General features: G+C 73.6%; 20 protein-coding genes. 14 read left to right on the top strand and 6 right to left on the bottom strand.

From position 1 onward, the window contains the following. Window positions 1-216 precede the first annotated feature (216 nt). Window positions 217-813, bottom strand: coding sequence for a hypothetical protein (locus RM779_RS13585; RefSeq protein ID WP_077059508.1), 597 nt, complete (start codon window positions 811-813; stop codon window positions 217-219). Between the two features lie 97 nt (window positions 814-910). Between RM779_RS13585 and tsaB the strand changes: the two genes are divergently transcribed. Genes tsaB through RM779_RS13605 form a run of 4 tightly spaced genes read left to right on the top strand, consistent with a single transcriptional unit; the run spans window position 911 to window position 3,387 of the window. Then, window positions 911-1,570 (top strand): tRNA (adenosine(37)-N6)-threonylcarbamoyltransferase complex dimerization subunit type 1 TsaB, encoded by a 660-nt coding sequence (gene tsaB / locus RM779_RS13590; RefSeq protein WP_311617929.1) that lies wholly within the window; start codon window positions 911-913, stop codon window positions 1,568-1,570. Then, window positions 1,567-2,097 carry a ribosomal protein S18-alanine N-acetyltransferase gene (gene rimI, locus RM779_RS13595; RefSeq protein ID WP_311617930.1) on the top strand — a complete coding sequence of 177 codons (531 nt, stop codon included), beginning with the start codon at window positions 1,567-1,569 and terminating at the stop codon, window positions 2,095-2,097. Before tsaB ends, rimI begins: the two co-directional genes overlap by 4 nt. Further along, window positions 2,090-3,142 carry a tRNA (adenosine(37)-N6)-threonylcarbamoyltransferase complex transferase subunit TsaD gene (gene tsaD / locus RM779_RS13600; RefSeq protein ID WP_311617931.1) on the top strand — a complete coding sequence of 351 codons (1,053 nt, stop codon included), beginning with the start codon at window positions 2,090-2,092 and terminating at the stop codon, window positions 3,140-3,142. The genes rimI and tsaD overlap by 8 nt, the downstream gene beginning before the upstream one ends. Beyond that, window positions 3,139-3,387, top strand: a complete 249-nt coding sequence (locus RM779_RS13605) for a hypothetical protein (RefSeq protein ID WP_311617932.1) — start codon at window positions 3,139-3,141, stop codon at window positions 3,385-3,387. Before tsaD ends, RM779_RS13605 begins: the two co-directional genes overlap by 4 nt. Window positions 3,388-3,405: 18 nt before the next feature. On the opposite strand, the gene RM779_RS13610 is transcribed toward RM779_RS13605, so the two are convergent. Continuing rightward, window positions 3,406-4,596 (bottom strand): class I SAM-dependent methyltransferase, encoded by a 1,191-nt coding sequence (locus RM779_RS13610; protein WP_311617933.1) that lies wholly within the window; start codon window positions 4,594-4,596, stop codon window positions 3,406-3,408. 114 nt (window positions 4,597-4,710) lie between these two features. Between RM779_RS13610 and RM779_RS13615 the strand changes: the two genes are divergently transcribed. From RM779_RS13615 to groL, 3 genes are all read left to right on the top strand, one after another. After that, window positions 4,711-5,661, top strand: a complete 951-nt coding sequence (locus RM779_RS13615; RefSeq protein ID WP_311617934.1) for a polysaccharide deacetylase family protein — start codon at window positions 4,711-4,713, stop codon at window positions 5,659-5,661. A gap of 298 nt (window positions 5,662-5,959) precedes the next feature. Continuing rightward, window positions 5,960-6,268 (top strand): co-chaperone GroES, encoded by a 309-nt coding sequence (gene groES, locus RM779_RS13620; protein WP_077059501.1) that lies wholly within the window; start codon window positions 5,960-5,962, stop codon window positions 6,266-6,268. Window positions 6,269-6,363: 95 nt separating this feature from the next. Further along, complete coding sequence (gene groL, locus RM779_RS13625) at window positions 6,364-7,989, top strand: chaperonin GroEL (protein ID WP_311617935.1); 1,626 nt, start codon at window positions 6,364-6,366, stop codon at window positions 7,987-7,989. A gap of 99 nt (window positions 7,990-8,088) precedes the next feature. Here groL and RM779_RS13630 read toward each other — a convergent pair whose 3' ends face one another. Both RM779_RS13630 and RM779_RS13635 read right to left on the bottom strand, forming a co-directional pair. Continuing rightward, a complete protein-coding gene (locus RM779_RS13630) occupies window positions 8,089-8,874 on the bottom strand; it encodes an SDR family NAD(P)-dependent oxidoreductase (protein WP_311617936.1) in 786 nt (261 codons plus the stop codon). Between the two features lie 19 nt (window positions 8,875-8,893). Next, entirely contained in the window at window positions 8,894-9,211 is a 318-nt protein-coding gene (locus tag RM779_RS13635) for a WhiB family transcriptional regulator (protein ID WP_311617937.1), read from the bottom strand. 317 nt (window positions 9,212-9,528) lie between these two features. Between RM779_RS13635 and RM779_RS13640 the strand changes: the two genes are divergently transcribed. From RM779_RS13640 to RM779_RS13655, 4 genes are all read left to right on the top strand, one after another. Then, complete coding sequence (locus RM779_RS13640) at window positions 9,529-10,140, top strand: response regulator transcription factor (protein WP_019431595.1); 612 nt, start codon at window positions 9,529-9,531, stop codon at window positions 10,138-10,140. A gap of 255 nt (window positions 10,141-10,395) precedes the next feature. After that, on the top strand, window positions 10,396-10,971 hold the full coding sequence (shbA, locus tag RM779_RS13645; RefSeq protein WP_107485046.1) for an RNA polymerase sigma factor ShbA: 576 nt from the start codon (window positions 10,396-10,398) through the stop codon (window positions 10,969-10,971). 59 nt (window positions 10,972-11,030) lie between these two features. Then, on the top strand, window positions 11,031-12,536 hold the full coding sequence (gene guaB / locus RM779_RS13650; protein WP_311617938.1) for an IMP dehydrogenase: 1,506 nt from the start codon (window positions 11,031-11,033) through the stop codon (window positions 12,534-12,536). A 27-nt stretch (window positions 12,537-12,563) separates the two neighbouring features. Next, window positions 12,564-13,679, top strand: a complete 1,116-nt coding sequence (locus RM779_RS13655; protein WP_311617939.1) for a GuaB3 family IMP dehydrogenase-related protein — start codon at window positions 12,564-12,566, stop codon at window positions 13,677-13,679. 20 nt (window positions 13,680-13,699) lie between these two features. On the opposite strand, the gene RM779_RS13660 is transcribed toward RM779_RS13655, so the two are convergent. Both RM779_RS13660 and RM779_RS13665 read right to left on the bottom strand, forming a co-directional pair. Next, window positions 13,700-15,157, bottom strand: a complete 1,458-nt coding sequence (locus RM779_RS13660; protein ID WP_311617940.1) for an alkaline phosphatase PhoX — start codon at window positions 15,155-15,157, stop codon at window positions 13,700-13,702. 63 nt (window positions 15,158-15,220) lie between these two features. Beyond that, window positions 15,221-16,453 (bottom strand): nucleotide sugar dehydrogenase, encoded by a 1,233-nt coding sequence (locus RM779_RS13665; RefSeq protein WP_311617941.1) that lies wholly within the window; start codon window positions 16,451-16,453, stop codon window positions 15,221-15,223. A gap of 206 nt (window positions 16,454-16,659) precedes the next feature. Here RM779_RS13665 and RM779_RS13670 point away from each other — a divergent pair, with 206 nt between their 5' ends. The 3 genes from RM779_RS13670 to RM779_RS13680 all read left to right on the top strand — a co-directional run bounded on the left by RM779_RS13670 (window position 16,660) and on the right by RM779_RS13680 (window position 23,225). Further along, complete coding sequence (locus RM779_RS13670; protein ID WP_311617942.1) at window positions 16,660-18,366, top strand: glycerol-3-phosphate dehydrogenase/oxidase; 1,707 nt, start codon at window positions 16,660-16,662, stop codon at window positions 18,364-18,366. 72 nt (window positions 18,367-18,438) lie between these two features. After that, the gene (locus RM779_RS13675; RefSeq protein ID WP_311617943.1) at window positions 18,439-20,535 is read left to right on the top strand and encodes a serine/threonine-protein kinase; all 2,097 of its coding nucleotides are present in this window, start codon (window positions 18,439-18,441) and stop codon (window positions 20,533-20,535) included. Window positions 20,536-20,636: 101 nt separating this feature from the next. Then, window positions 20,637-23,225 (top strand): protein kinase family protein, encoded by a 2,589-nt coding sequence (locus RM779_RS13680; protein ID WP_311617944.1) that lies wholly within the window; start codon window positions 20,637-20,639, stop codon window positions 23,223-23,225. Window positions 23,226-23,271 lie beyond the last annotated feature (46 nt).

Here is a 23,271-nt window from a genome sequence, read left to right on the forward strand (position 1 = left end):
GGTCTCGTCGTCCGCCCGGTGGGCCGGCCCAGGTGGGTCACCAACTGCCGACTGCCGAGCGGGGGTTCAGAATACGAAGGACGGCGGTGATGCGGACGGCTTCGCGTCGACATCACCCGCCGGACGCAACTTCGAACCTGTCAGCGGCATATGACGCGTTCCCGGCAGCCGCCGACGCCGCCGACGCCGCGTCCGCCTCGCCGCGGCCGGGGTGGCCTACGGGACGACGATCACCGGGATGCCGGCGGTGGCGAACAGCCACATCGTGTCCCCGTCCTCCCGCGTCTGCCGGAGGGCGCCCGTGCGCTGGCTCGACTCCGGGTCGGGCGTCGAGCCGTCCAGCGCGGCGGAGAAGCCGAACGCGATACCGTCCGCGTCCTGGTGGAAGCCGACGGTGTGCTCGGTCGGGACCCCGTCGGAGCCGCTGCCCTGCGCGGTCCGCCACTCCACGGCGTACTCGCCGGGCGGCGGGGTCACCGAGCTGGGGAACACCTCGTAGGTGTCGGCGACGACCTCTCCCGTTCCGTCCTCGCTCAGATCGACCAGCCACACCCGCCGCTGCTCCACGGAGTAGACGACGCGCTTGCCGGTGCCGGACTCGGCGGGCACCGGCGGCGGCCCTTCGGACGGGTCCGCCTGCTCCCCGCCCCCTTCGCCCGAGGGGGACGCCGACTGGGAGGGCGCCCCGCCGTTCCCCGGGCGGTCGTCCGCCGCGGATGCCTGGTAGGCGAAGAAGGCGACGACGGCGATCGCGGCGGCCGTCAGCAGGGTGACGAAGGCGCCGGAATGGGAGCCAGAGGTATGCCGCGCCACTGTTCTGCCGCCGCCTTTCACGGAAACCCGCCGGAGAGTCCAGAGGGCGACGGTACCAGGGACGCCCGCGCCTCCCGGGGAGCTTTAGGCTTGCTGCGTGCTGCTGCTCGCCCTGGACACCGCCACCCCCGCCGTCACCGTTGCGCTCCACGACGGGACCGGGGTGCTCGCCGCCGCCGAGGAGACCGACGCCCGCAGGCACGGGGAGCTGCTGCTCCCCGCCGTGGACCGGGTGCTCGCCGCGGCCGGCCGCGGCCTCGGCGAGGTGACGTCCATCGTCGTCGGCACCGGCCCGGGACCGTACACCGGACTGCGCGTCGGCCTGGCCACCGCCGCGGCGTTCGGGGCCGCGCGCGGCCTGCCCGTGCACGGCCTGTGCACGCTGGACGGCATCGCCTGGGCCACGGGCCTGACCGAGCCGTTCCTGGTGGCCACCGACGCGCGGCGCAAGGAGGTCTACTGGGCGCGGTACGCCGACGCCCGCACCCGCGTGGCCGGGCCCGCGGTCGGCCGGCCCGCGGACGTCGCGGCCGGGGCGGCGGGGCTGCCGGCCGTGGGGGCGGGCGCGCTGCTGTACCGGGAGGCGTTCCCCGGCGCGCGGGATGACCTGCCGCGGCACGCCTCGGCGGCGGCGCTCGCCGGGCTCGCGGCGGAGCTGATGGCCGCCGGGCAGCCGCTCCAGGAGCCGGTCCCGCGCTACCTGCGCCGCCCGGACGCGCGGGTGCCCGCCGGGTACAAGGCGGTCACGCGGGCATGACGGACGCGGAAGGGCCCGCGCTCCGCGAGATGCGCTGGTGGGACATTCCGGGCGTGCTGGCGCTGGAGAAGGAGCTGTTCCCCCAGGACGCCTGGTCGGAGGCCACCTACTGGGCCGAGCTGGCCCAGGCCGGCGGGCCCGGGCGGCGGCGCCTCTACCTGGTCGCGGAGTCGGACGGCACGCTCGTCGGCTACGCGGGCCTCGGCGTCGCGGGGGACACCGGCGAGGTCATGACCATCGGGGTCACCGCGGGCCGGCAGGGCGCCGGGCTCGGCGCCCGGCTGCTCGGCGCGCTGCTCGGCGCGGCGGCCGGCCCGTTCGCCTGCCGCGAGGTGCTGCTGGAGGTGCGCGTCGACAACCGGCCCGCCAGGCGCCTGTACCAGCGGTTCGGGTTCACCAGGGTCGGCGTCCGCCGCGGCTACTACCAGCCGGGGAACCACGACGCCCTGGTCATGCGGCGCGAGCTGCCCGCGGGCGGCGCCCTGGCGAACGAAGCAACGGAAGGGGAAGCGGGAACGCATGGCTGACGAACCGCTCGTGCTCGGCATCGAGACGTCCTGCGACGAGACGGGGGTCGGCATCGTCCGCGGCCACACGCTGCTCGCCGACGCCGTCGCCTCCAGCGTGGACGACCACGCCCGCTACGGGGGCGTCGTTCCGGAGATCGCCAGCAGGGCGCACCTGGAGGCGATGGTTCCCACGATCGAACGGGCGCTGAAGGAGGCCGGCGTCACCGCGTCCGACCTCGACGCCGTCGCCGTCACCGCGGGGCCAGGGCTCGCGGGCGCGCTGCTGGTCGGGGTATCGGCGGCCAAGGCGTACGCCTACGCCCTGGGCAAGCCGCTGTACGGCGTCAACCACCTGGCCTCGCACGTGTGCGTGGACCAGCTCGAACACGGGCCGCTGCCCGAGCCGACCATGGCGCTGCTCGTTTCCGGCGGCCACTCCTCGCTGCTGCTCGCCCCGGACATCACGGCGGATGTCAGGCCGCTGGGCACGACGATCGACGATGCGGCGGGTGAGGCGTTCGACAAGATCGCCCGGGTGCTCGGCCTCGGCTTCCCCGGCGGCCCGGTCATCGACCGGCTCGCGCGCGAGGGCTACCGGGACGCGGTCCGTTTCCCCCGCGGGCTGACCGGGCCGCGGGACGCGCCCTACGACTTCTCGTTCTCCGGCCTGAAGACGGCGGTGGCCCGCTGGGTCGAGGCGCGGCGGAACGCGGGCGAGGACGTGCCGGTGGCGGACGTGGCCGCCTCGTTCCAGGAGGCCGTCACCGACGTGCTGACGCGCAAGGCCGTCCGGGCCTGCCGCGAGGAGGGCGTGGACCACCTGATGATCGGCGGCGGCGTCGCCGCGAACTCGCGGCTGCGCGCCATGGCCGAGGAACGGTGCGCCGCGGCCGGTATCACGCTGCGGGTGCCGCGCCCCGGTCTGTGCACGGACAACGGCGCGATGGTCGCCGCGCTCGGCGCCGAGATGGCCGCCCGCGGCCGGGAGCCCTCCGCGCTCGGCCTGCCCGCCGACTCGTCGCTGCCGGTGACGGAGCCCCACGTGCCGGGCGGCCGCCGGTGACCGTGGCGCTGATGTGGGAGGCGCGGGCGGCCGAGGGGCGCGGCGCGGAGCTGCTGGCCTGGGTGCGTACCCAGCGGCCGGCGCGCGCCCCGCTGCGCCGGGAGACGTTCACCGCGCCCGCTGACCGGGTGCTGGTCATCACCTGGTGGCCCGCCGGAGCCGAGGGGGACCCGTTGCCCGAGCCCCCGCAAGAGCTGCTGCACCGGCCGGTGCACCGCTGGCGGTTCACGCGGGTGCCCGACTGAACGGCGCCCTCCGGCGGCCTACGGCCCCGCGGGGCGGCCGATCAGCACGGTGGGCGCGTCCGCGATGCGGGTGAGGAACACGGTGGCCGCGGCCGGGCCGCGGGGCTTCAGGCGGCTGCGCAGCTCCTCGGGGGTGACCGCGAAGCCGCGCTTCTTGACGGTGAGGGTGCCGACGTTCCGCTCGCGCAGGAGTGCGCGCAGCCGTTTCACGTTGAATGGCAGCACGTCGGTGATCTCGTAGGCCGTGGCGAACGGGGTGGGGCGCAGCGTGTCGGCCGTGACGTAGGCGATGTGCGGGTCGAGCAGGCGGCCTTCGACGTGCTCGGCGACGTCCGCGACGAGACCGGCCCTGATGACCGCGCCGTCGGGCTCGTAGAGGTAGCGGCCCGGCGGCCCGGCCGGCGCGGGGCGCGCAGTGCCGGTGAGGCTGTCGCCGCCGGGCAGCAGCGTGGCGCGGCGGGGCGCGGCAGGTCCGGTGCCGAACCACAGCACGGCCTCCTTCACGTCGCCGCCGTACGAGACCCACTCCGCCTCGGTGTCGCCGGGGAGCGCCTCGTGCGGCACGCCCGGCGCGATCTTCAGCGCGGCGTGCGGCAGCCGGCCGGCCAGCCCGACGGCCCAGGACAGCGGGGGCGAGTACGCCTCGGGCGCGAAGATCCGGCCGCCGCCTGTCCTCCGGCGCGCGGGGTCTACGAACGCGCCGTCGCAGCCGGAGACGTCGACGTCCTCGACGGCGGCGCAGCGCACGGTGATGCGGTCGGCGAGGCCGAGCGCCGCGGCGTTGGCCTCCGCGGCGGCGCAGGCCAGCGGGGAGCGGTCGACGGCGAGCACGCTCAGCCCCGCCCTGGCCAGGGCGATGGCGTCGCCGCCGATGCCGCAGCACAGATCGGCCACGCGCCGGACGCCGAGCGCGGCGAAGCGGCGGGCCCGCCAGGCGGCGACCGGGGCGCGGGTGGCCTGCTCGACGCCGTCGGGCGTGAAGTACATCGCCGCGGCCTCGGGCCCGAATTTCGCCGCGGCGCGGTCCCGCAGGCGGGCCTGTCCGATGGCCGCGGAGACCAGGTCGGCCGGGTGGGTGCGGCGCAGCCGGGTGGCGGCGGCCAGCTCGTCGCCGGGCGCGAGACCCCTGAGGTCGTCGAGCAGGCGCCGTCCCGGGGCGGTCAGCAGGGCGCGGAATGCGTCGAGTTCGGTTGCGGCCACACGGGTCATTCTCCCCGTCGGCGCGGAACGGCGTGCGCGGGTCCGGCGGTGGGGGTGGCAGCATCCCAAGCCATGAAGATTATCCGACAAGTAGGACAAAAGGATTGTCGGGTTGGGCGGGGAGTGCGACGCTACGGCACCCTCGGCGGCGCGGCGATGCTCGCCCTTGTCTGCTCGGGGGCCGGCCTGCCCCCGTACCTCCTGCCCGGAGCGGAGGAGCCGGCGTCGCACCTCGCGTCCACCGTGGACGCCAACCCGCCGGGCGCGCTCGGCGCGCGCACGGTCCTCGGCCTGCCGCGGCACCGCCAGGCACAGGCCGTCGCCGACGCCACCGCGGCCTACGCCAAGCGGCTCGAACGGGCCGAGGCGCGGCGCGTCGTCGCCGCAAAACGCTGGGGACTGCGCCGCGCGCCGCTGCGCGCTCCCGCGCCACCGGCACACAAGCCGAAGCTCGCCACCGAACCCGGCCACCTCTCGGGGCCCGGGCTGCCGCCGGTCATCGTCCGGGCCCCCACCGAGGACAAGGTCGTCTTCCTCACCATTGACGACGGCGCGGACAAGGACCCGAAGCTGCTGGACATGCTGCGCGAACTCGACGTGCCCTACAGCAGCTTCGTCACCGACTACGTCGCGCGCGACGACTACGGCTACTTCCGCAGGGCCCACCGGAACGGCTCCGGTGTGCACAACCACACCGTGACCCACCCGGAGCTGCCCCGGCTGTCCTACCGGCAGCAGCGCGCCGAGATCTGCCGCCAGCAGGACAACCTGGAACGGGAGATCGGCGAGCGCCCCGTCCTCTTCCGGCCGCCCTACGGCGCCTACGACCGGGACACGCTGCGCGCGGCCGCGTCCTGCGGGGTGACGGCGGTGCCGCTGTGGGCCCAGGAGGCGTTCCCCGACCGCATCGAGTGGGGGCGCGCCGACCGGAAGTTCCACCCCGGGGACATCATCCTCACCCACTTCCGCGGCCCGGGGGAGTGGGACGGCACCATGACCGACATGGTGCGGCGGGTACTCGACACCGCGACCGAGCAGGGCTTCGCCCTCGCCCGGCTGGAGGACTACCTCTAGGAACTTTCGCGGACGCGCCGGGCGGCGCGTTCCGCGGGACGTGTCCCGGCGGTCAACCGGCCCCGGACGGGGGGCGTTTCACCGGCGCGCGCGCCCCCTCGCGCTACCGCCCACCAGGCGAACTGGCACTCTAGTTGACTGAGTGCTAACCGACGCATAGTCTCGATGCTGGCACTCTCACTGCGGGAGTGCCAGACACTGCGCGACAGGTTGATCCGGCACCCGCGACGACGGGTCCACCACGTCGCCGTCCAGCCATAGAAGACCCCGTGAGATCTCCGAAGGGGGAGGTCGGATCGTGACGACCGCCAGCTCCAAGGTTGCCATCAAGCCGCTTGAGGACCGCATCGTGGTCCAGCCGCTCGACGCCGAGCAGACCACGGCCTCGGGCCTGGTCATTCCCGACACGGCCAAGGAGAAGCCCCAGGAGGGCACCGTCCTGGCCGTCGGCCCCGGCCGCTTCGAGGACGGCAACCGCCTGCCGCTCGACGTCAAGGTCGGCGACATCGTTCTGTACAGCAAGTACGGCGGCACCGAGGTGAAGTACAACAACGAGGAGTACCTCGTCCTCTCCGCTCGCGACGTGCTCGCGATCATCGAGAAGTGATCGCACCGCGCCCCTGGGTCCACGGCTGACGCAGCCGTTCACGGCCCGGGGCGCGGTTTCGTTTTCCCCGAAGAACGCAAGGGACATCCACACCCATGGCGAAGATCCTGAAGTTTGACGAGGACGCCCGGCGCGCCCTCGAACGCGGCGTGAACCAGCTTGCCGACGCGGTCAAGGTGACCATCGGTCCCCGCGGCCGCAATGTCGTGATCGACAAGAAGTTCGGCGCGCCGACCATCACCAACGACGGTGTCACCATCGCGCGCGAGGTCGAGTCCGAGGACCCGTACGAAAACCTGGGCGCGCAGCTGGTGAAGGAGGTGGCGACCAAGACCAACGACATCGCTGGTGACGGCACCACCACCGCCACCGTGCTGGCGCAGGCGCTCGTCCGCGAGGGTCTGCGCAACGTGGCCGCCGGTGCCTCCCCCTCCGGCCTCAAGCGCGGCATCGACGCCGCCGTGGAGGCCGTCGCCGACGACCTGCGCGCCAGCGCCCGGCCCATCGACTCCAAGGAGGACATCGCCGCCGTCGCCGCGCTGTCCGCCCAGGAGAAGCAGGTCGGTGAGCTGATCGCCGAGGCCATGGACAAGGTCGGCAAGGACGGTGTCATCACCGTCGAGGAATCCCAGACCTTCGGCCTCGACCTCGACTTCACCGAGGGCATGGCCTTCGACAAGGGCTACCTCTCGCACTACATGGTGACCGACCAGGAGCGCATGGAGGCCGTCCTCGACGACCCCTACATCCTGATCCACCAGGGCAAGATCGGCTCCATCCAGGACCTGCTCCCGCTGCTGGAGAAGATCATGCAGGCCGGCGGCTCCCGGCCGCTGCTGATCGTCGCCGAGGACGTGGAGGGCGAGGCGCTGTCCACCCTCGTCGTCAACAAGATCCGCGGCACGTTCAACTCGGTGGCCGTCAAGGCCCCCGGCTTCGGCGACCGCCGCAAGGCGATGCTCGGCGACATGGCCACCCTCACCGGCGGCACCGTGATCTCCGAAGAGGTCGGCCTCAAGCTCGACCAGGCCGGTCTCGACGTGCTGGGCACCGCGCGCCGCGTGACCATCACCAAGGACGACACCACCATCGTCGACGGCGCGGGCAAGGCGGCCGACATCGAGGGCCGGGTCGCGCAGATCCGCGCCGAGATCGAGGCCACCGACTCCGACTGGGACCGGGAGAAGCTCCAGGAGCGGCTGGCCAAGCTGGCCGGCGGCGTGTGCGTCATCCGGGTCGGCGCCGCCACCGAGGTGGAGCTGAAGGAGAAGAAGCACCGCCTCGAGGACGCCATCTCCGCCACCCGTGCGGCCGTCGAGGAGGGCATCGTCCCCGGCGGTGGCGCCTCGCTCGTCCACTCGGCCAAGGTGCTCGACGGCGGCCTCGGCAAGACCGGCGACGAGGCCACCGGCGTGGCCATCGTGCGCCGTGCCGCGGTCGAGCCGCTGCGCTGGATCGCCGAGAACGCGGGCCTCGAAGGCTACGTGATCACCGCCAAGGTGGCCGAGCTGGACAAGGGCCAGGGCTTCAACGCGGCCACCGGGACCTACGGCGACCTGGTCGGCGACGGCGTGATCGACCCGGTGAAGGTGACCCGTTCCGCGCTGCAGAACGCGGCCTCCATCGCCTCCCTGCTGCTCACCACCGAGACCCTGGTGGTGGAGAAGAAGGAAGAGGAGCCGGAGCAGGCCGCCGGGCACGGCCACGGCCACGCCCACTGACGCGGTCGCGCACGACCCCGCGGGCCCCCGGCCCGCCGCCCGGAGCACCGGCGGCGGCCGGGGGCCCGCCGCCGTCCCTACCCCCGTTCCCCGGCCAGTTCACTGCCCGTCGTGCCGCGGCCCGTACCTGCGGCCCGCCCGGGAGGACAGGCCGCCGAGCGCGCCGCGCGGCGCCAGCCGGGCCGCGCCCATCAGCACCTTGTACCGCGGATCGGGAATGCACACCGTCCGCCGTCTGGCCAGATCCCGCAGTGCCGCGTCCACCACCCGGTCCGCGTCCAGCCACATCCAGCCCGGGATGTTGTCCGTCCCGAGCCCCGCCCGCTGGTGGAAGCCGGTGCGCACGAATCCGGGGCAGAGCGCCATCAGCCGCACGCCGTCGGCCGCGAGGTCCCGGGCCGCGCCCTCCGTGAACTGCACCACCCACGCCTTGGACGCCCCGTAGGTACCGCGCGGCAGGAACGCGGCCACCGACGCCACGTTCACCACGCCGCCCCGGCCGCGCCGCCGCATCGGCTCCGCGGCGGCCGAGGTCAGCCGCAGCACCGCCTCGCAGTGGACCTTGAGCATCCGCAGTTCGTCGGCCACGGGCACGTCCAGGTAGCTGCCCCGCTGCCCGAAGCCGGCATTGTTGATCAGCAGGTCTACCGGGTGCGCCCGTTCGGACAACCGCGCTTCGACAGCGGCGATGCCCTCGTCGGTCGACAGGTCCGCCCGCAGCACGGCGGCCTCGATCCCGTGCCGGTCGTGCAGTTCGGCGGCCTGGTGTCCCAGCGCCTGTGCGTCACGGGCCACCAGCACCAGGTCGTGCCGGTCACGGGCCAGCCGGCGGGCGAACGCGGCGCCGATCCCCGACGTCGCTCCGGTCACCAATGCAGTTGTCATACGAAGACCGTAGTGGGCGCTATCCGCGGGAGTGCGGCGCGTTCGCGTTCACCAGATCGCGGCGTGCGCGGCCGAGCAGCTCCTCGCGCTCGTCCTCGGTCAGGCCGCCCCAGACGCCGTACGGCTCGCGCACCGACAGCGCGTGCGCGGCGCACTCGGCGCGCACCGGGCAGCGCATGCACACTTCCTTCGCCGCTTCTTCGCGGGAGCTGCGCGCCGCTCCGCGCTCCCCCTCGGGATGGAAGAACAGTGAGCTGTCCACGCCCCGGCATGCGGCCAGCAGTTGCCAGTCCCACAGGTCGGCGTTGGGGCCAGGAAGGCGGGAGAAATCTGCCATGACGGTGTCCCATCGTCATCGAGGCTGAGGAAGGGGATGTAAATATGACTACCAGCTGAATATATATCTATGCACTCCAAGTCGGGCAATAAGGTCTAAAAAGGGCAAAAACGAATGTTCGGCGTGTTTGGCTGAGCGCGGCGGTCGCGTGACGAGCCGGTCACGTACAGTGCTGCTGCTGTGAGGTTGGAGGCCGTAACTCTTTCGGGTGACCGTCGTTGAGAGGGCGGAGGCGGTTGACACGGCTTGTCAATCGCACAGGTGACGACACACGACTGCCTGGAGGCTCAAGTGCGCATCAGCTGCGGAGGGCGACCATGACTTCCGTCCTTGTCTGCGACGACTCCCCGCTCGCCCGGGAGGCGCTCCGCCGCGCGGTCGCGACCGTGCCCGGCGTTGAGCGGGTCACTACGGCCGCCAACGGCGAGGAGGTCCTGCGCCGCTGGGGTGCCGACCGTTCCGACCTGATTCTGATGGACGTCCGAATGCCCGGCCTCGGCGGAGTGGAAACCGTGCGGCGGCTTCTTTCCGCGGACCCCGGCGCCCGCATCATCATGCTCACCGTCGCCGAGGACCTGGACGGCGTGGCGCTCGCCGTGGCCGCGGGGGCGCGTGGCTATCTCCACAAGGACGCCTCGCGCGCGGAGCTGCGCGCCACCGTCACGCAGGCGCTCGCCGATCCGACCTGGCGGCTGGCACCGCGCCGGCTGCGTTCCTCGGACATGGGGGCGGCCCCGACGCTGACCGCCCGCGAGATCCAGGTCCTGGAGGGGATGAGCCACGGCCGGTCCAACGCCGAGATCGGCCGTGAGCTTTTTCTCTCCGAGGACACGGTCAAGACGCACGCCCGCCGGCTGTTCAAAAAGCTGGGTGCTTCGGACCGCGCGCACGCCGTTGCCCTGGGGTTCCGGTGGGGGCTGGTGCGCTGAGCGACGGGACCGGACGGGGACGCGGCCACGAGTCGGCACCCCGTCCGGTGAGGAGCGGTGACCCAAAAGGATCGCGGGTGCCGCATCCTTGAGAGTATGACGCTCCTTGGGGACGAGTCGGCCAGGTGCGAGGGGAGGGCCCGGGACATGTCGTTCGGCACTCCCGCCCACAACGCTCCCGCCGCACATAACGCTTCGGTGCACAACTCCGCCCGCGGTGGTCCGGACCCTGCGGCGACGGTGCACCATGGACCGATGCGCGATGACGAGCACACGGCGATCGGCGCCCTCGTGCATCGCGCCGCCGAGGGTGACGCGCAGGCCACGCACGATCTGCTGGCCCATGTGCACCCGCTCGCGCTGCGCTACTGCCGGATGCGCCTGGCCCGGCTGCCGGGCGAGGCGCGGCACTTCGTGGACGATCTCGCGCAGGAGGTCTGTCTCGCGGTGCTCTGCGCGCTGCCCCGCTACCGGGACACCGGGCGGCCGTTCGACGCGTTCGTCGTCGCCATCGCGCAGCACAAGGTCGCCGATCTCCAGCGCGCCGCCCTGCGTCACCCCGGCAGCACCGCGGTCCCCTCCGACCAGATGCCCGAGCGGCCGGACGACTCGCTCGGCCCGGAGGAGCGCGCCCTGCTGAGCAGCGACGCCGAGTGGGCCCGCACCCTGCTGGCCAGCCTGCCGGACCACCTGCGCGAGCTGGTGCTGCTGCGGGTCGCGGTGGGGCTGACCGCGGAGGAGACCGGCCAGAAGCTCGGGATGTCGCCGGGCGCGGTGCGGGTCGCGCAGCACCGGGCGCTGAGCAGGCTGCGGGCGCTGGCCGGGCGCTGAGCCATCCCGGTGATGGCCGTAGCATGGACCTTCATGCGGGTTGCGCGGGAAAGGCTGTCATGACTGATTACGCGGGTGAGGTGCCGGAGAAGTTCGCGGCGCTCGGGCTGACCTTCGACGATGTGCTGCTGCTGCCTGGTGCGGCGGACATGGCGCCGGGCGACATCGACACCTCCTCGCACATCTCCCGCAACGTGCGGGTGCGCGTGCCGCTGCTCTCGGCCGCGATGGACCGGGTGACCGAGGCGCGCATGGCCATCGCCATGGCCCGGCAGGGCGGCGCCGGCGTCCTCCACCGGAATCTGTCGATCGAGGAGCAGGCCGCCCAGGTCGACCGCGTGAAGCGGTCGGAGGCGGGCATGGTCACCGATCCGATCACGATCCGCCCGGACGCGACGCTGCGGGAGGCCGACGAGCTGTGCGCCCGGTTCCGCATCAGCGGCGTGCCGGTCACCGACGCGGCGGGGCGGCTGCTCGGCATCGTGACCAACCGCGACATGGCCTTCGAGCCGGACCGCAGCCGTCAGGTGCGCGAGGTCATGACGCCGATGCCGCTGGTCACGGGCCGGGTCGGGATCTCGGGTCCGGACGCCATGGAGCTGCTGCGGCGGCACAAGATCGAGAAGCTGCCGCTGGTGGACGGCGAGGGTCTGCTCAAGGGCCTGATCACCGTCAAGGACTTCGTCAAGGCCGAGCAGTATCCGAACGCGGCGAAGGACGGGGAGGGCCGGCTCATCGTCGGCGCGGCCGTCGGCGTGGCCGGTGACGCGTACGAGCGGGCCCAGGCGCTGATCGAGGCCGGGGTGGACTTCGTCGTGGTGGACATCGCGCATGGGCACTCCCGTCTCGTGCCCGATATGGCCGCGAAGATCAAGTCGAACTACGACCGGGTGGACGTCGTCGCGGGGAACGTGGCCACCAGGGACGGCGCGCAGGCGCTGGTGGACGCCGGTGTGGACGGCATCAAGGTCGGTGTCGGCCCCGGCTCCATCTGTACGACCCGGGTGGTCGCCGGGATCGGCGTGCCCCAGGTCACCGCGATCCACGAGGCGTCTCTCGCCGCGCGCGAGGCGGGCATCCCGGTCATCGGGGACGGCGGCCTCCAGTACAGCGGCGATATCGCGAAGGCGCTGGTCGCGGGCGCCGACACGGTGATGCTCGGCAGCCTCCTCGCCGGCTGCGAGGAGTCGCCCGGCGAGCTGATGTTCATCAACGGCAAGCAGTTCAAGTCCTACCGCGGCATGGGCTCCCTCGGGGCCATGCAGTCGCGCGGGGAGCAGCGTTCGTACTCGAAGGACCGTTACTTCCAGGACGAGGTGGCCGACGACGACCGGCTGGTCCCGGAGGGCATCGAGGGGCAGGTGCCCTTCCGCGGGCCGCTCGCGTCCGTGGTGCATCAGCTGGTCGGCGGTCTGCACCAGTCGATGTACTACCTCGGCGGCCGGACCGTTCCGGACATCAAGGAGCGCGGCCGGTTCGTGCGCATCACCTCGGCGGGGCTCAAGGAGAGCCACCCGCACGACATCCAGATGACGACCGAGGCCCCGAACTACTCGCGGCGCTGACCGGCCGCGACGCAAGGAGAATCCTCCGTGACTGAAATCGAGATCGGCCGCGGCAAGCGCGGGCGGCAGGCTTACGCGTTCGATGACATCGCCGTGGTGCCGAGCCGGCGCACGCGCGACCCCAAGGAGGTCTCGATCGCCTGGCAGATCGACGCCTACCGGTTCGAGCTCCCGTTCCTCGCCGCGCCGATGGATTCCGTGGTCTCGCCCGCCACCGCCATCCGCATCGGCGAGTTCGGCGGGCTCGGCGTTCTCAACCTGGAGGGTCTGTGGACCCGCTACGAGGACCCGGAGCCCCTGCTCGCCGAGATCGCCGGCCTCGACGAGACCGCGGCGAACCGGCGGCTCCAGGAGATCTACGCCGCGCCGATCCAGGAGGAGCTGATCTTCCGGCGGATTCGTGAGGTCAGGGAGGCCGGCGTGGTCACCGCGGCGGCGCTCTCGCCGCAGCGCACCGCGCAGTTCTCCAAGGCGGTGCTGGACGCGGGCGTCGACATCTTCGTCATCCGCGGCACCACGGTCTCCGCCGAGCACGTGTCGGGGGCCGCCGAGCCGCTGAACCTGAAGCAGTTCATCTACGAGCTGGACGTGCCGGTGATCGTCGGCGGCTGCGCCACCTACACCGCCGCCCTGCACCTGATGCGCACCGGCGCCGCCGGCGTGCTCGTCGGCTTCGGCGGCGGCGCCGCGCACACCACGCGGAACGTGCTGGGCATCCAGGTGCCCATGGCCACCGCGGTGGCCGATGTCGCGGCGGCGCGCAGGGACTACATGGACGAGTCGGGCGGGCGCTACGTGCACGTCATCGCGGACGGCGGCGTGGGCTGGTCGGGCGACCTGCCGAAGGCGGTCGCCTGCGGCGCGGACGCGGTGATGATGGGCTCGCCGCTGGCGCGCGCCGCGGACGCCCCCGGCCGCGGCCACCACTGGGGCATGGAGGCCGTGCACGAGGACGTGCCGCGCGGCAAGAAGGTCCACCTCGGCACCGTCGGGACGACGGAGGAGATCCTCATGGGCCCCTCGCATATCCCCGACGGCTCGATGAACTTCTTCGGGGCCCTGCGCCGCGCGATGGCGACGACGGGCTACTCGGAGCTGAAGGAGTTCCAGCGGGTCGAGGTCATGGTCGCCAGGTCCCGCTGACCCGGCCGGCCCGCGGCGCCTCAGCCGCGGCGCCAGGGGCCGGTGATCGCCAGCAGGATGCCGGGCTCCTGAATGCTCGCGTACAGGGTTTCGCCGTCCGGCGAGAAGGTCACCCCGGCGAACTCGCTGTACTCGGGCTCATCCTCGGTGCCGATGTTCACCTCGTTGCGGGCCATCGGGTACGTGCCGCCGTCCTCGTCGGTGCCGAACAGGTGCTGAAGCCCCTCGCCGTCCTCGGCGATGACCAGGCCGCCGTACGGGGAGACGGTGATGTTGTCCGGGCCGTCCGGGCGGTCGCCGCCGTCCGGGTCGGGGTTCACCCCGAAGCGGATCTTCAGGGTGGCGGCGCGCCGTTTCGGGTCGTAGAACCAGACCTGCCCGTCGTGCGGCTCGCCCGGGCTCTCCTCCCGGGCGTAGGACGACACGAAGTACGCGCCGCCGTCGCCCCACCACATGCCTTCGAGCTTCTGGCCGCGCGTGACACGGCCGTCCTCGAACTGTTCGCGCACCGGCGTGTCCCGCGCGTCGCGGTCGGGCACGGGCACCCAGTCCACGCCGAGGACCGTGCCCGGCTCGGTCACCCGGGAGAGGTCGTCGACGAACCGGCCGCGGTCGTCGAAGCAGCGGAACGCCTCGAACGCGCCGTCCTCGTCCGCCAGCGTGCCGAGCCGGCCGCGGCCGTGGCGGAAACCGGACGGCGGGGTCCAGCGGTAGAACAGCCCGTTCGGCTCGTCCGCGTCCTCCGTCAGGTAGAGGTGGCCGCGCTCGGGGTCGACGACGACGGCCTCGTGGTCGAAGCGGCCCAGGGCCTTGATCGGCCGAGGGCTCCGGTTGGCCTCCGGGTCCTCGGGGACGACCTCGAAGACGTACCCGTGGTCGCGGGTCATGCCGTTCTCCCCGGCAAGGTCGGAGTTCTCCTCGCAGGTCAGCCAGGTGCCCCAGGGCATGGTGCCGCCGGCGCAGTTGTTCGAGGTGCCGGCCACGCCGACCCACTCGGCGACCTGCCGTCCGTCCGCGCCGACCTCCACGACCGTGCAGCCGCCGGGCGCCGCCGGGTCGTACACCAGTCCCTCGGTGAGCGGCACGGGGTGGTCCCACTCGGAACGGGGGCCGTCCATCTCGTGGTTGACGACCAGGAGGACCGTGCCGCGCGGGCCCTCGAAGGTGCCGGTGCCGTCGTGGTTGCCCGGCGTCGTCTCGCCCGTGGTCAGCGTCGTGCGGCCGGTGCGGGTGAGGACGCGGTAGGAGAAGTCCTCGGGCAGCGACAGGATTCCGTCGGGATCGGCCACCAGCGGCCCGTACCCGGCGCCGCCCGTCTGCCGCCCCGCCTCGCAGGCCAGCGCGCCGGGGGCACTCGCCAGCACGCCCACGCTTCCGGTCAGCGCCACCCCCGAGCCGAGGGCGGAACGTCCCATGAAGGTCCGGCGGCTGAACCCCGCCCTTCCGCCTGCTTCGGTCGTGCGTTCGTCTGCGCTCATGTGGCATCACCTTGGCGCCGCGGAGGAAATGGCGCCTGAACGCTAGGCGACGCGGGCCGGACGTTACAACCGGTGTGCCGCTCCCGCCGGGGTGGCGCCGCGCGTGTCGAGCAGCAACTGCGCCTTGGCGGCAAGGCCTTGGAGGTCGTACGTGCTGTGGTGCTGGAGCAGCAGCGTCAGGTCGGCGGCGGCGGCGGACTCGTAGAGCGAGTCCGCCCTGGCGACCGGTCGGCCCGCCACGCGCCACTCGGCGACGAACGGGTCGTGGAACATCAGCTCCGCGCCGAGCGTCAGCAGCCGGGAGGCGATCTCGCCCGCGGGCGCGCCCTGCCGGTCGGGCAGGTCCGGCCGGTAGGTGACGCCGAGCAGCAGGACGTGGGCGCCGCGCGCCGACTTGCCGTGCTCGTTGAGCAGCGCGGCGGCGCGCTGGGTGACGTAGCGCGGCATCCGTTCGTTGACCTCGCGCGCCAGTTCGACCAGGCGCAGCCGCCCGCCCGGATCGCAGGCCGCCGCGCGGCCCCCGACCCCGGGCCCGGGGCGGAAGGCGAGGAAGCCGAACGGTTTGGACTCCGCGCAGCGCACCACGTCCCATACGTCGATGCCCAACTCGTGGCACAGCACGGCCATTTCGTTGACGAGCGCGATGTTGACGTGCCGGAAGTTCGTTTCGAGCAGCTTCACCGCCTCGGCCTCCTGCACGCCTCGCGCCCGCACCACCTTGTCGGCCAGCCGCCCGTAGAACGCCGCGGCGGCCTCGGTGCAGGCCGGGGTGAGGCCGCCGATGACGCGGGGGATGCCGGCGTAGCCGACCGTTCGGCTGCCCGGGTCGAGCCGCCCCGGGGCGTGCGCCAGGTGGAAGTCGCGCCCGGCGCGCAGGCCGGAGCCGCGTTCGAGCAGCGGGCGCAGCACGTCCCGGGTGGTGCCGGGGTGCACCGTGGACTCCAGCACCACCAGCATGCGCGGGCGCAGCACCGGGGCCAGCGCCTGTGCGGCCTCCCGGACCGCGCTCAGATCCGGGGCGTGCCCCGCGCCGGGCGGGGTGGCCGCGCAGATCAGCGCGGTGCGCACCCGGCCGAGGTCCGCCGGGTCGCTGCTGGCGCGGAACCCCGCGGCGAGCATGCGGCGCAGCTCGGCCGCGGACAGTGAGCCGCCGGCGGGTGGCCGGCCCGCGTTGATCCCGGCGGCGGCATCGGGGTCCGCGAGGAAGCCGACGGTGCCGATGCCGGCGGCGGTGGCGGCGCGGGCGGCGGGCAGCCCCAGCTGCCCCAGGCCGAGCACGGCGAGATCAGCGGGCATTCGCGGTACCGCTCCCTTCTCCCCGGTGGTCAGCTTAGGGGCATATATGACAGATGTAGCTGATTGACCCCCTGGGCCGGACCGACGGCGCGCCAAAGCGGAGGAAATGGGGAATCATCGAGAGGGCACACGGAGGGGGAACAGCGGTAGGAATCCGGGCGGGACCGTTTGGTGCGACAGCAGCCGGACTTGAAGGAGGCAGAGGCGTGAGGACAGCCGCATTGGGGCCGGAGCAGCGGGCCGAAGCACTTGCCCGGATGGCGGAACGTGAGCTGGACGTGCTGGTGATCGGCGGCGGTGTGGTCGGCGCGGGCACCGCCCTCGACGCCGTGACCCGCGGCCTGGCCACCGGCCTGGTCGAGGCCAGGGACTGGGCGTCGGGCACGTCGAGCCGGTCGAGCAAGCTGATCCACGGCGGGCTGCGCTACCTGGAGATGCTGGACTTCGGCCTGGTCCGCGAGGCCCTCAAGGAGCGCGGACTGCTGCTGAGCCGCATCGCCCCGCACCTCGTGCGGCCGGTCCCGTTCCTGTACCCGCTGCGGCACCGCGGCTGGGAGCGGCTGTACGCGGGCTCGGGCGTGGCGCTGTACGACGCGATGTCGATGTCCTCGGGACACGGCCGCGGCCTGCCGCGGCACCGGCACCTGTCACGGCACCGGGCGCTGCGGGTGGCGCCCTGCCTGAAGAAGGAGGCGCTGGTCGGCGCGTTGCAGTACTACGACGCGCAGGTGGACGACGCCCGCTACGTGGCCGCGCTGGTGCGCACGGCGGCCGGCTACGGGGCGCACGTGGCGAACCGCGCGCGGGTGGCCGAGTTCCTGCGCGAGGGCGAACGCGTGGTCGGCGCGCGGGTCAGGGACCTGGAGCAGGACGGCACCTACGAGGTGCGCGCGAAGCAGGTCGTGAACGCCACGGGGGTGTGGACGGACGACACGCAGTCGATGATCGCCGAGCGCGGACAGTTCCACGTCAAGGCCTCCAAGGGCATCCACCTGGTGGTGCCGAAGGACCGCATCCACTCCTCGACCGGCCTCATCCTGCGCACCGAGACCAGCGTGCTGTTCGTCATCCCGTGGGGCAGGCACTGGATCGTCGGCACGACCGACACCGCGTGGGACCTGGACAAGGCCCACCCGGCCGCGTCGAGCGCGGACATCGACTACCTGCTCGACCATGTGAACTCCGTGCTGGCCGTTCCCCTGACGCGGGACGACGTCGAAGGTGTGTACGCGGGACTGCGCCCGCTGCTCGCGGGGGAGTCGGACGCGACGAGCAAGCTGTCCCGCGAACACACGGTGGCCCACCCCGTGCCTGGCCTCGTGGTGGTGGCCGGCGGCAAGTACACGACGTACCGGGTGATGGCGAAGGACGCGGTGGACGCGGCCGTCCACGGCCTGGACCAGCGGGTCGCCGCCTGCTGCACGGAAGAGGTGCGGCTGGCCGGGGCGGAGGGGTTCCACGCGCTGTGGAACGCGCGGGCCAGGCTGGCGGCGCGGGCCGGGCTGCACGAGGCCAGGGTGGAGCATCTGCTGCACCGCTACGGCTCCCTGACGGAGGAGCTGCTCGATCTGGTCGCCGCCGACCCGGCCCTCGGGGAACCGCTGCCCGCGGCGGACGACTACCTCAAGGCCGAGATCGTGTACGCCTGTTCACACGAGGGTGCCCGGCACCTGGAGGACGTGCTGACGCGCAGGACCCGTATCTCGATCGAGACGTTCGACCGGGGCACGCGCAGTGCGCGGGAGTGCGCCCGGCTCATGGCGGGCGTGCTGGGCTGGACGCCGGAGCAGGTCGAACGCGAGGTGGAGCACTACGAGAAGCGGGTCGAGGCGGAGCGCGAGTCGCAGTTGCAGCCCGACGACCAGACCGCCGACGCGGCCCGCCTCGGCGCGCCTGACACGGTCCCGCTCTGACGCGGCGCGGCTCCCCGGGCCCAGGGAGTCGGCGGCATGGGTGACAATGGCCGGGGAAGCCGGAGGGGACGCATGGGCCAAGACAATGGGGACATCGAGCCGCGCGAGAAGAAGACACCCGACGCCGCAGAGCCGCCGTCCGAGGCGGCGAAGACACCACGGGACGCGGCGCCTCCGCCCCCCGAGAAGCCCGCTCCGCGGGCCGCGGGGGCGGGCCGGGTTGCCGATCCGCGGGTGAGCGCGGAGTCCGCCGCGGAGTCCGACGCGGAGCCGGAGCCGGAGCCCGCAGCCGCGGCGGGGGCCGCGAAGTCGGGGGAGCGGAAGGACGGTTCGGGGGACCGTTCGGAGTCCTCCGCAGCCGGGGCGGGCGAGGACAAGGCGACCCAGGTGGTGCGGGGCGTCCGGCTGCTGAACGGGCGGTACCGGCTCGGGGCCGTCGTCGGGCGGGGCGGCATGGGAACGGTGTGGCACGCCACCGACGAGGTGCTGGGGCGGGCTGTCGCCGTGAAGGAGCTGCGGCTGCCGCCCGGTGTCGACGATGGCGAGCGCAAGCGGATGATCACCAGGACGCTGCGCGAGGCCAAGGCGATCGCGACGATCCGCAGCCGCGGCGTCGTGACGATCTACGACGTCGTGGACGAGGGGTCCAGGCCGTGGATCGTGATGGAGCTGATCGAGGGCCGTTCGCTGGCCGACATCATCAGGAACGACGGCCCCATGCCGCCGCGCCGCGCCGCCGAGATCGGGCTGGCCGTGCTCGACGTGCTGCGCGCCGCGCACGCCGCCGGGATTCTGCACCGCGACGTCAAGCCGTCCAATGTGATCATCGCGGACGAGGACAACCGCGTGGTGCTCACCGACTTCGGCATCGCGAAGGTGGAGGGCGACCCGTCCATCACCTCGACCGGCATGCTCGTCGGAGCCCCGTCGTACATCTCGCCTGAGCGGGCCACCGGCGAGGCGCCCGGGCCGCCCGCCGACCTGTGGTCGCTCGGCGCGCTGCTGTACTGCTGCGTGGAAGGCCGCCCGCCCTATGACGAGGGCGGCGCCATCGCCACGCTGGCGGCCGTGATGCACGACCCGGTTCCGCCGCCGCTCAGCGCGGGGCCGCTGACCGAGGTCATCACCCGGCTGCTGATGAAGAAGCCGGCGCAGCGGATCGACGAGCCGGGCGCACGCCGGCTCCTGACCGCGGCGCTGGCCGCCGTCGAGGACCCGACGATCGCGGTGGACGTGCCGGAGGCGCCGCCCACGCCGGCGCAGCCGGCCGCGGCCATCGCGCCGGCGGCGCCCGCCGCTTCCCCCGCGTCGCCCAAGGGCGCATCCGGGGGTTCGACCGGGGGTTCGACCGGACCGATGCCCGCGACGCGCACCGGGCAGGACGACGGGCGTCGGCGCGTGCTGATCGCCGCGGGTGTGGTCGTGGCGCTGCTCGCGCTGGTCGGTGTACTGCTCGCCGCGCAGCTCGGGAGCGGCGACGAGGGCGACGACGGCGGCGCGCAGGGCGGGGACGGCAGCGGTGAGCCGTCCGCTCCCGCCGATGACGAGCCGTCGGAGGAGGAGCCGGCCGGGGAGGACCCGGCCGGGGAGGACCCGGCCGGGGAAGGTCCGTCGGGGGACGCGTCGGAGGAGGACGGCGATCCGCCGGCCGAGGAAGGGCCGCCGGGCACGTCGCCGGAGAACGATCCGGACGCGTCCGTGCCGGACAGCCCGGCCGGGTACGCCGAAGTCGTCGACGGGGACTTCAACTTCAGCATGTCCCTGCCGCGCGGCTGGGAGCGCACGGGCATAGCGGGTCAGAACTCGGGGGCGATATACAGCGCTCCGGACGGCTCGGCGCCCAAGGTGCAGGTCGACTTCAACAGCAGTCCGGGGGAGGACGCGGAGGCCGCCTGGCGTTCCCTTGAGCCCGCGGTCAGGCAGAACAGCACGGACTACGAGCTGATCAGCCTGGAGACGATCGAGTGGCGCGACTATCCGACCGTTGCGGACTGGCAGTTCGAGCGTACCGAGCGCGGGGAACGGGTACGTGTGCTCAACAGGGGTTTCCGGGTCGACGACGACCGCGGCTACGCCGTGATGATCACGTGCCCGGCGGAGGAGTGGGATGACGCCTCCTGCCGCACGCTCAGGGAGACGGCTTTCGCGACATTCCAGCCGTTGAACTGAGAATGATTGAGAGTTGACGGACCGTAGGCGCGTCATGTCCGCGGCGCGTATGGTGAGACACCGGATCGGGCGCGGAGGTTCGCACGCGGTGGGGAGGCATCGTGGACAGTTACGCGGGACGGCTGCTGGCCAATCGCTATCGGCTTCCGAGGACTCCTTCTGACGAGTTCGAGCTGATCGAGTCGCGGGCCTTCGACACGGCGAGCGGGCAGGAAGTCCTGGTGCGCCAGGTGCCGTTGCCCGAGGTCGTCGAGGCGGAGACGCTCGACGACGACGGCCGCGGGGTGCGGCCGGTGGCGCGCGGCCACGAGGAGACCGCCACGCGCACACCGGATGATCCGGTGGTGCGGCGGGCGGTGGAGGCCGCGGTCGCGGCGGCGGGAGTGCCGGACCACCCGCGTCTCGACCAGGTCTTCGACGTTTTCGTGCAGGGCGACGGCCTGTGGATCGTCAGTGAGTTAGTACCGGCCCGGCCGCTCGCCGCGGTGCTGGCGGAGGAGCGGCTCGGCCCGTTCCGGGCCGCCGAGGTGGCGGCCGATCTGCTGGCGGCGCTGCGCATCGTGCACGCGCACGGCTGGACCCACCGGAACGTCACGGCTCGTACGGTGCTGATCTGCGAGGACGGCCGCGCGGTGCTGACGGGCCTCGCGGCGGGCGCGGCGGAGGAGGCGCTGTGCGGCTACGACCCGCTGCCCGCGGGCGTGCCCGACACGTTCGCGCCGGCGCGGGAGCCCGCGCTGCCCGCGGCCCCCGCGCCGTCCCCGTCCCCGTCCCCGCCTCCGGCCCTGCCGCCGCAGGTTCCGCGGGGCCCGCAGCCGGGTGCGCCCTGGCAGGACCAGGGCCGGGCGTCGGAGCACGGCGAGCTGGCCGCCCGGGTGCGGGAGCAGGGCGGGCTGCCGCCTGGTTTCGAGGCGCAGCCGTTCGGGCCGGAGGCGTACCGGCGCTGGGACACCGGGAGCATGCCCCGCGTCGACGAGCAGGACGACGGCGGCCCGGCGGGCCCTGGCGGCGCGGCCGGGCTCGTGGAGCGGGTGCGGGAGCAGGGCGGGGCGCCCCAGCAGCCGCACGAACGGCCGCCGGACGCGGGGCACGTGGGGCACGTGGGGCACGCGGGCAGTGGTGACCAGCTGCCGGCCACCTGGGACTTCGAGGGCGGTGCCCGCCGCGGGGACGACACGGCGCGGCCGGGCGGCACGGACCGGGCCGCCCGCAGCGGCGCCATCGCCGCCTACCGGGCGGGTACCCAGGCGGGCGCGGCGCGCCGCGGCGGCAACGGTCCTTCCACCGGGCCGACGGATGTGCCGGGGACCGGGCGGCCGACGCACCCGGTGCGCACCGGCTGGGAGCCGGTGCCCCGCCAGGAGCGTGGCCAGGAGCCGCCGCCACCCCGGCCGGAGCCGGAGCCGGCGCGTGAGCCGGTGCCCGCCGCCGCCGTGCGGCGCGCGGGGGCCCGTTACCGCGGCCCGGACACGGCGCTGGCCGCCGAGCGTGCGCGGCAGGCGCGCATCATGACCGTGGGCGCCGTCACCGAGCGCTGGGCGCCGGAGCAGGCCGGGCCGGTGTACGAGAACTGGCGGCTCGCCCCGCCGGTCGGCCCGCCCGCGGACTTCTGGGCGCTGGGCGCGCTGCTGTTCCGAGCCGTTCAGGGGCATCCGCCCTATCCGGAGGAGAACGCGGCGGAGCTGACGCAGGCGGTCTGCGCGGAGCAGCCGGCGTTCGCCGAGGACTGCGGCGCCCTGCGCCCCATCATCGAGTCGCTGCTGCGGCAGGACCCGACCGACCGGCCGCGCGCCGAGGATCTGCGGGGCTGGCTGCGGTCGCTGCTGCGCAGCGCGCCGGAGCCCGAGGTGGGCCGCAATACGGTGACGGCCCCGCCCGCGCTCGAACCGGGGCGGCCCGCCGACCCGCGGCGCCTGCCCATCCTGCGCCGCCGGGGCGAGCTGGTCGGCCCGCGCCGGCGCCCGCGGCGCCCCCGCAGCCCGCGCCGCCTCGGCCGGGCGATGCTCGTCCTCGTGCTGCTCGGCCTGGCCGGGGCGGTCGCCTCGGTGCTGGCGTTCATGTCGGACGAGGGGACGACGCGCGGCGCCGCGCCGCCGCCTCGGGCGCCGGAGGCGCAGCCGGGGGGCGACCCGACGGCGGACGAGTCGCCGCCGGTCGAGGAGGAGGACCCGGCGCCGGAGCCCACCGAGGACGCCACGCAGCCCTCGCCCGCGGAGGAGGACCAGCAGCTCGCGCCGCCGCCGGACGGCTACGTCGTGCAGGAGGACGAGGCCGGGTTCGCGCTGACCGTTCCCGAGGGGTGGGAGCGGCAGGGCGAGAACGGGGAAGGCCAGATCATCTACGCGGGGGACGGCCTGGAAGTCCTGGTGGTGCCGGGCCGGGACCGGGTCGGCGAGTTCGCCGAGGAGCCCAGGGACTACCAGATGGGGCAGGAGCCGGAGCTGGCCGAGTACCGCGCCTACCAGTTCAGGTCGGCGGAGCACCTGTACGAGACGCGGGTCGGCGACATCCTGTGGGCGGAGGGCGTCTTCGCCTGGCGGAACGACCAGGGTGACCGGGTGGCGCACAACCGGGCGTTCCTGATCGACGGCGCCTACCACGTCGTGCAGGTGCGCGGCCCCGCGGACCAGGGGGACCGGCTCGGCGAGATCTACGACGTCGTGGCCGAGAGCTACCGTGCCGGCGGCTGAACGGGGCGCCGCGGCCCGGGGATTCGTGCCAGTGTTCGCTGGCGAA

The organism is Streptomyces johnsoniae (genome assembly GCF_031845565.1).
Classification (GTDB): Bacteria; Actinomycetota; Actinomycetes; order Streptomycetales; family Streptomycetaceae; genus Streptomyces; species Streptomyces johnsoniae.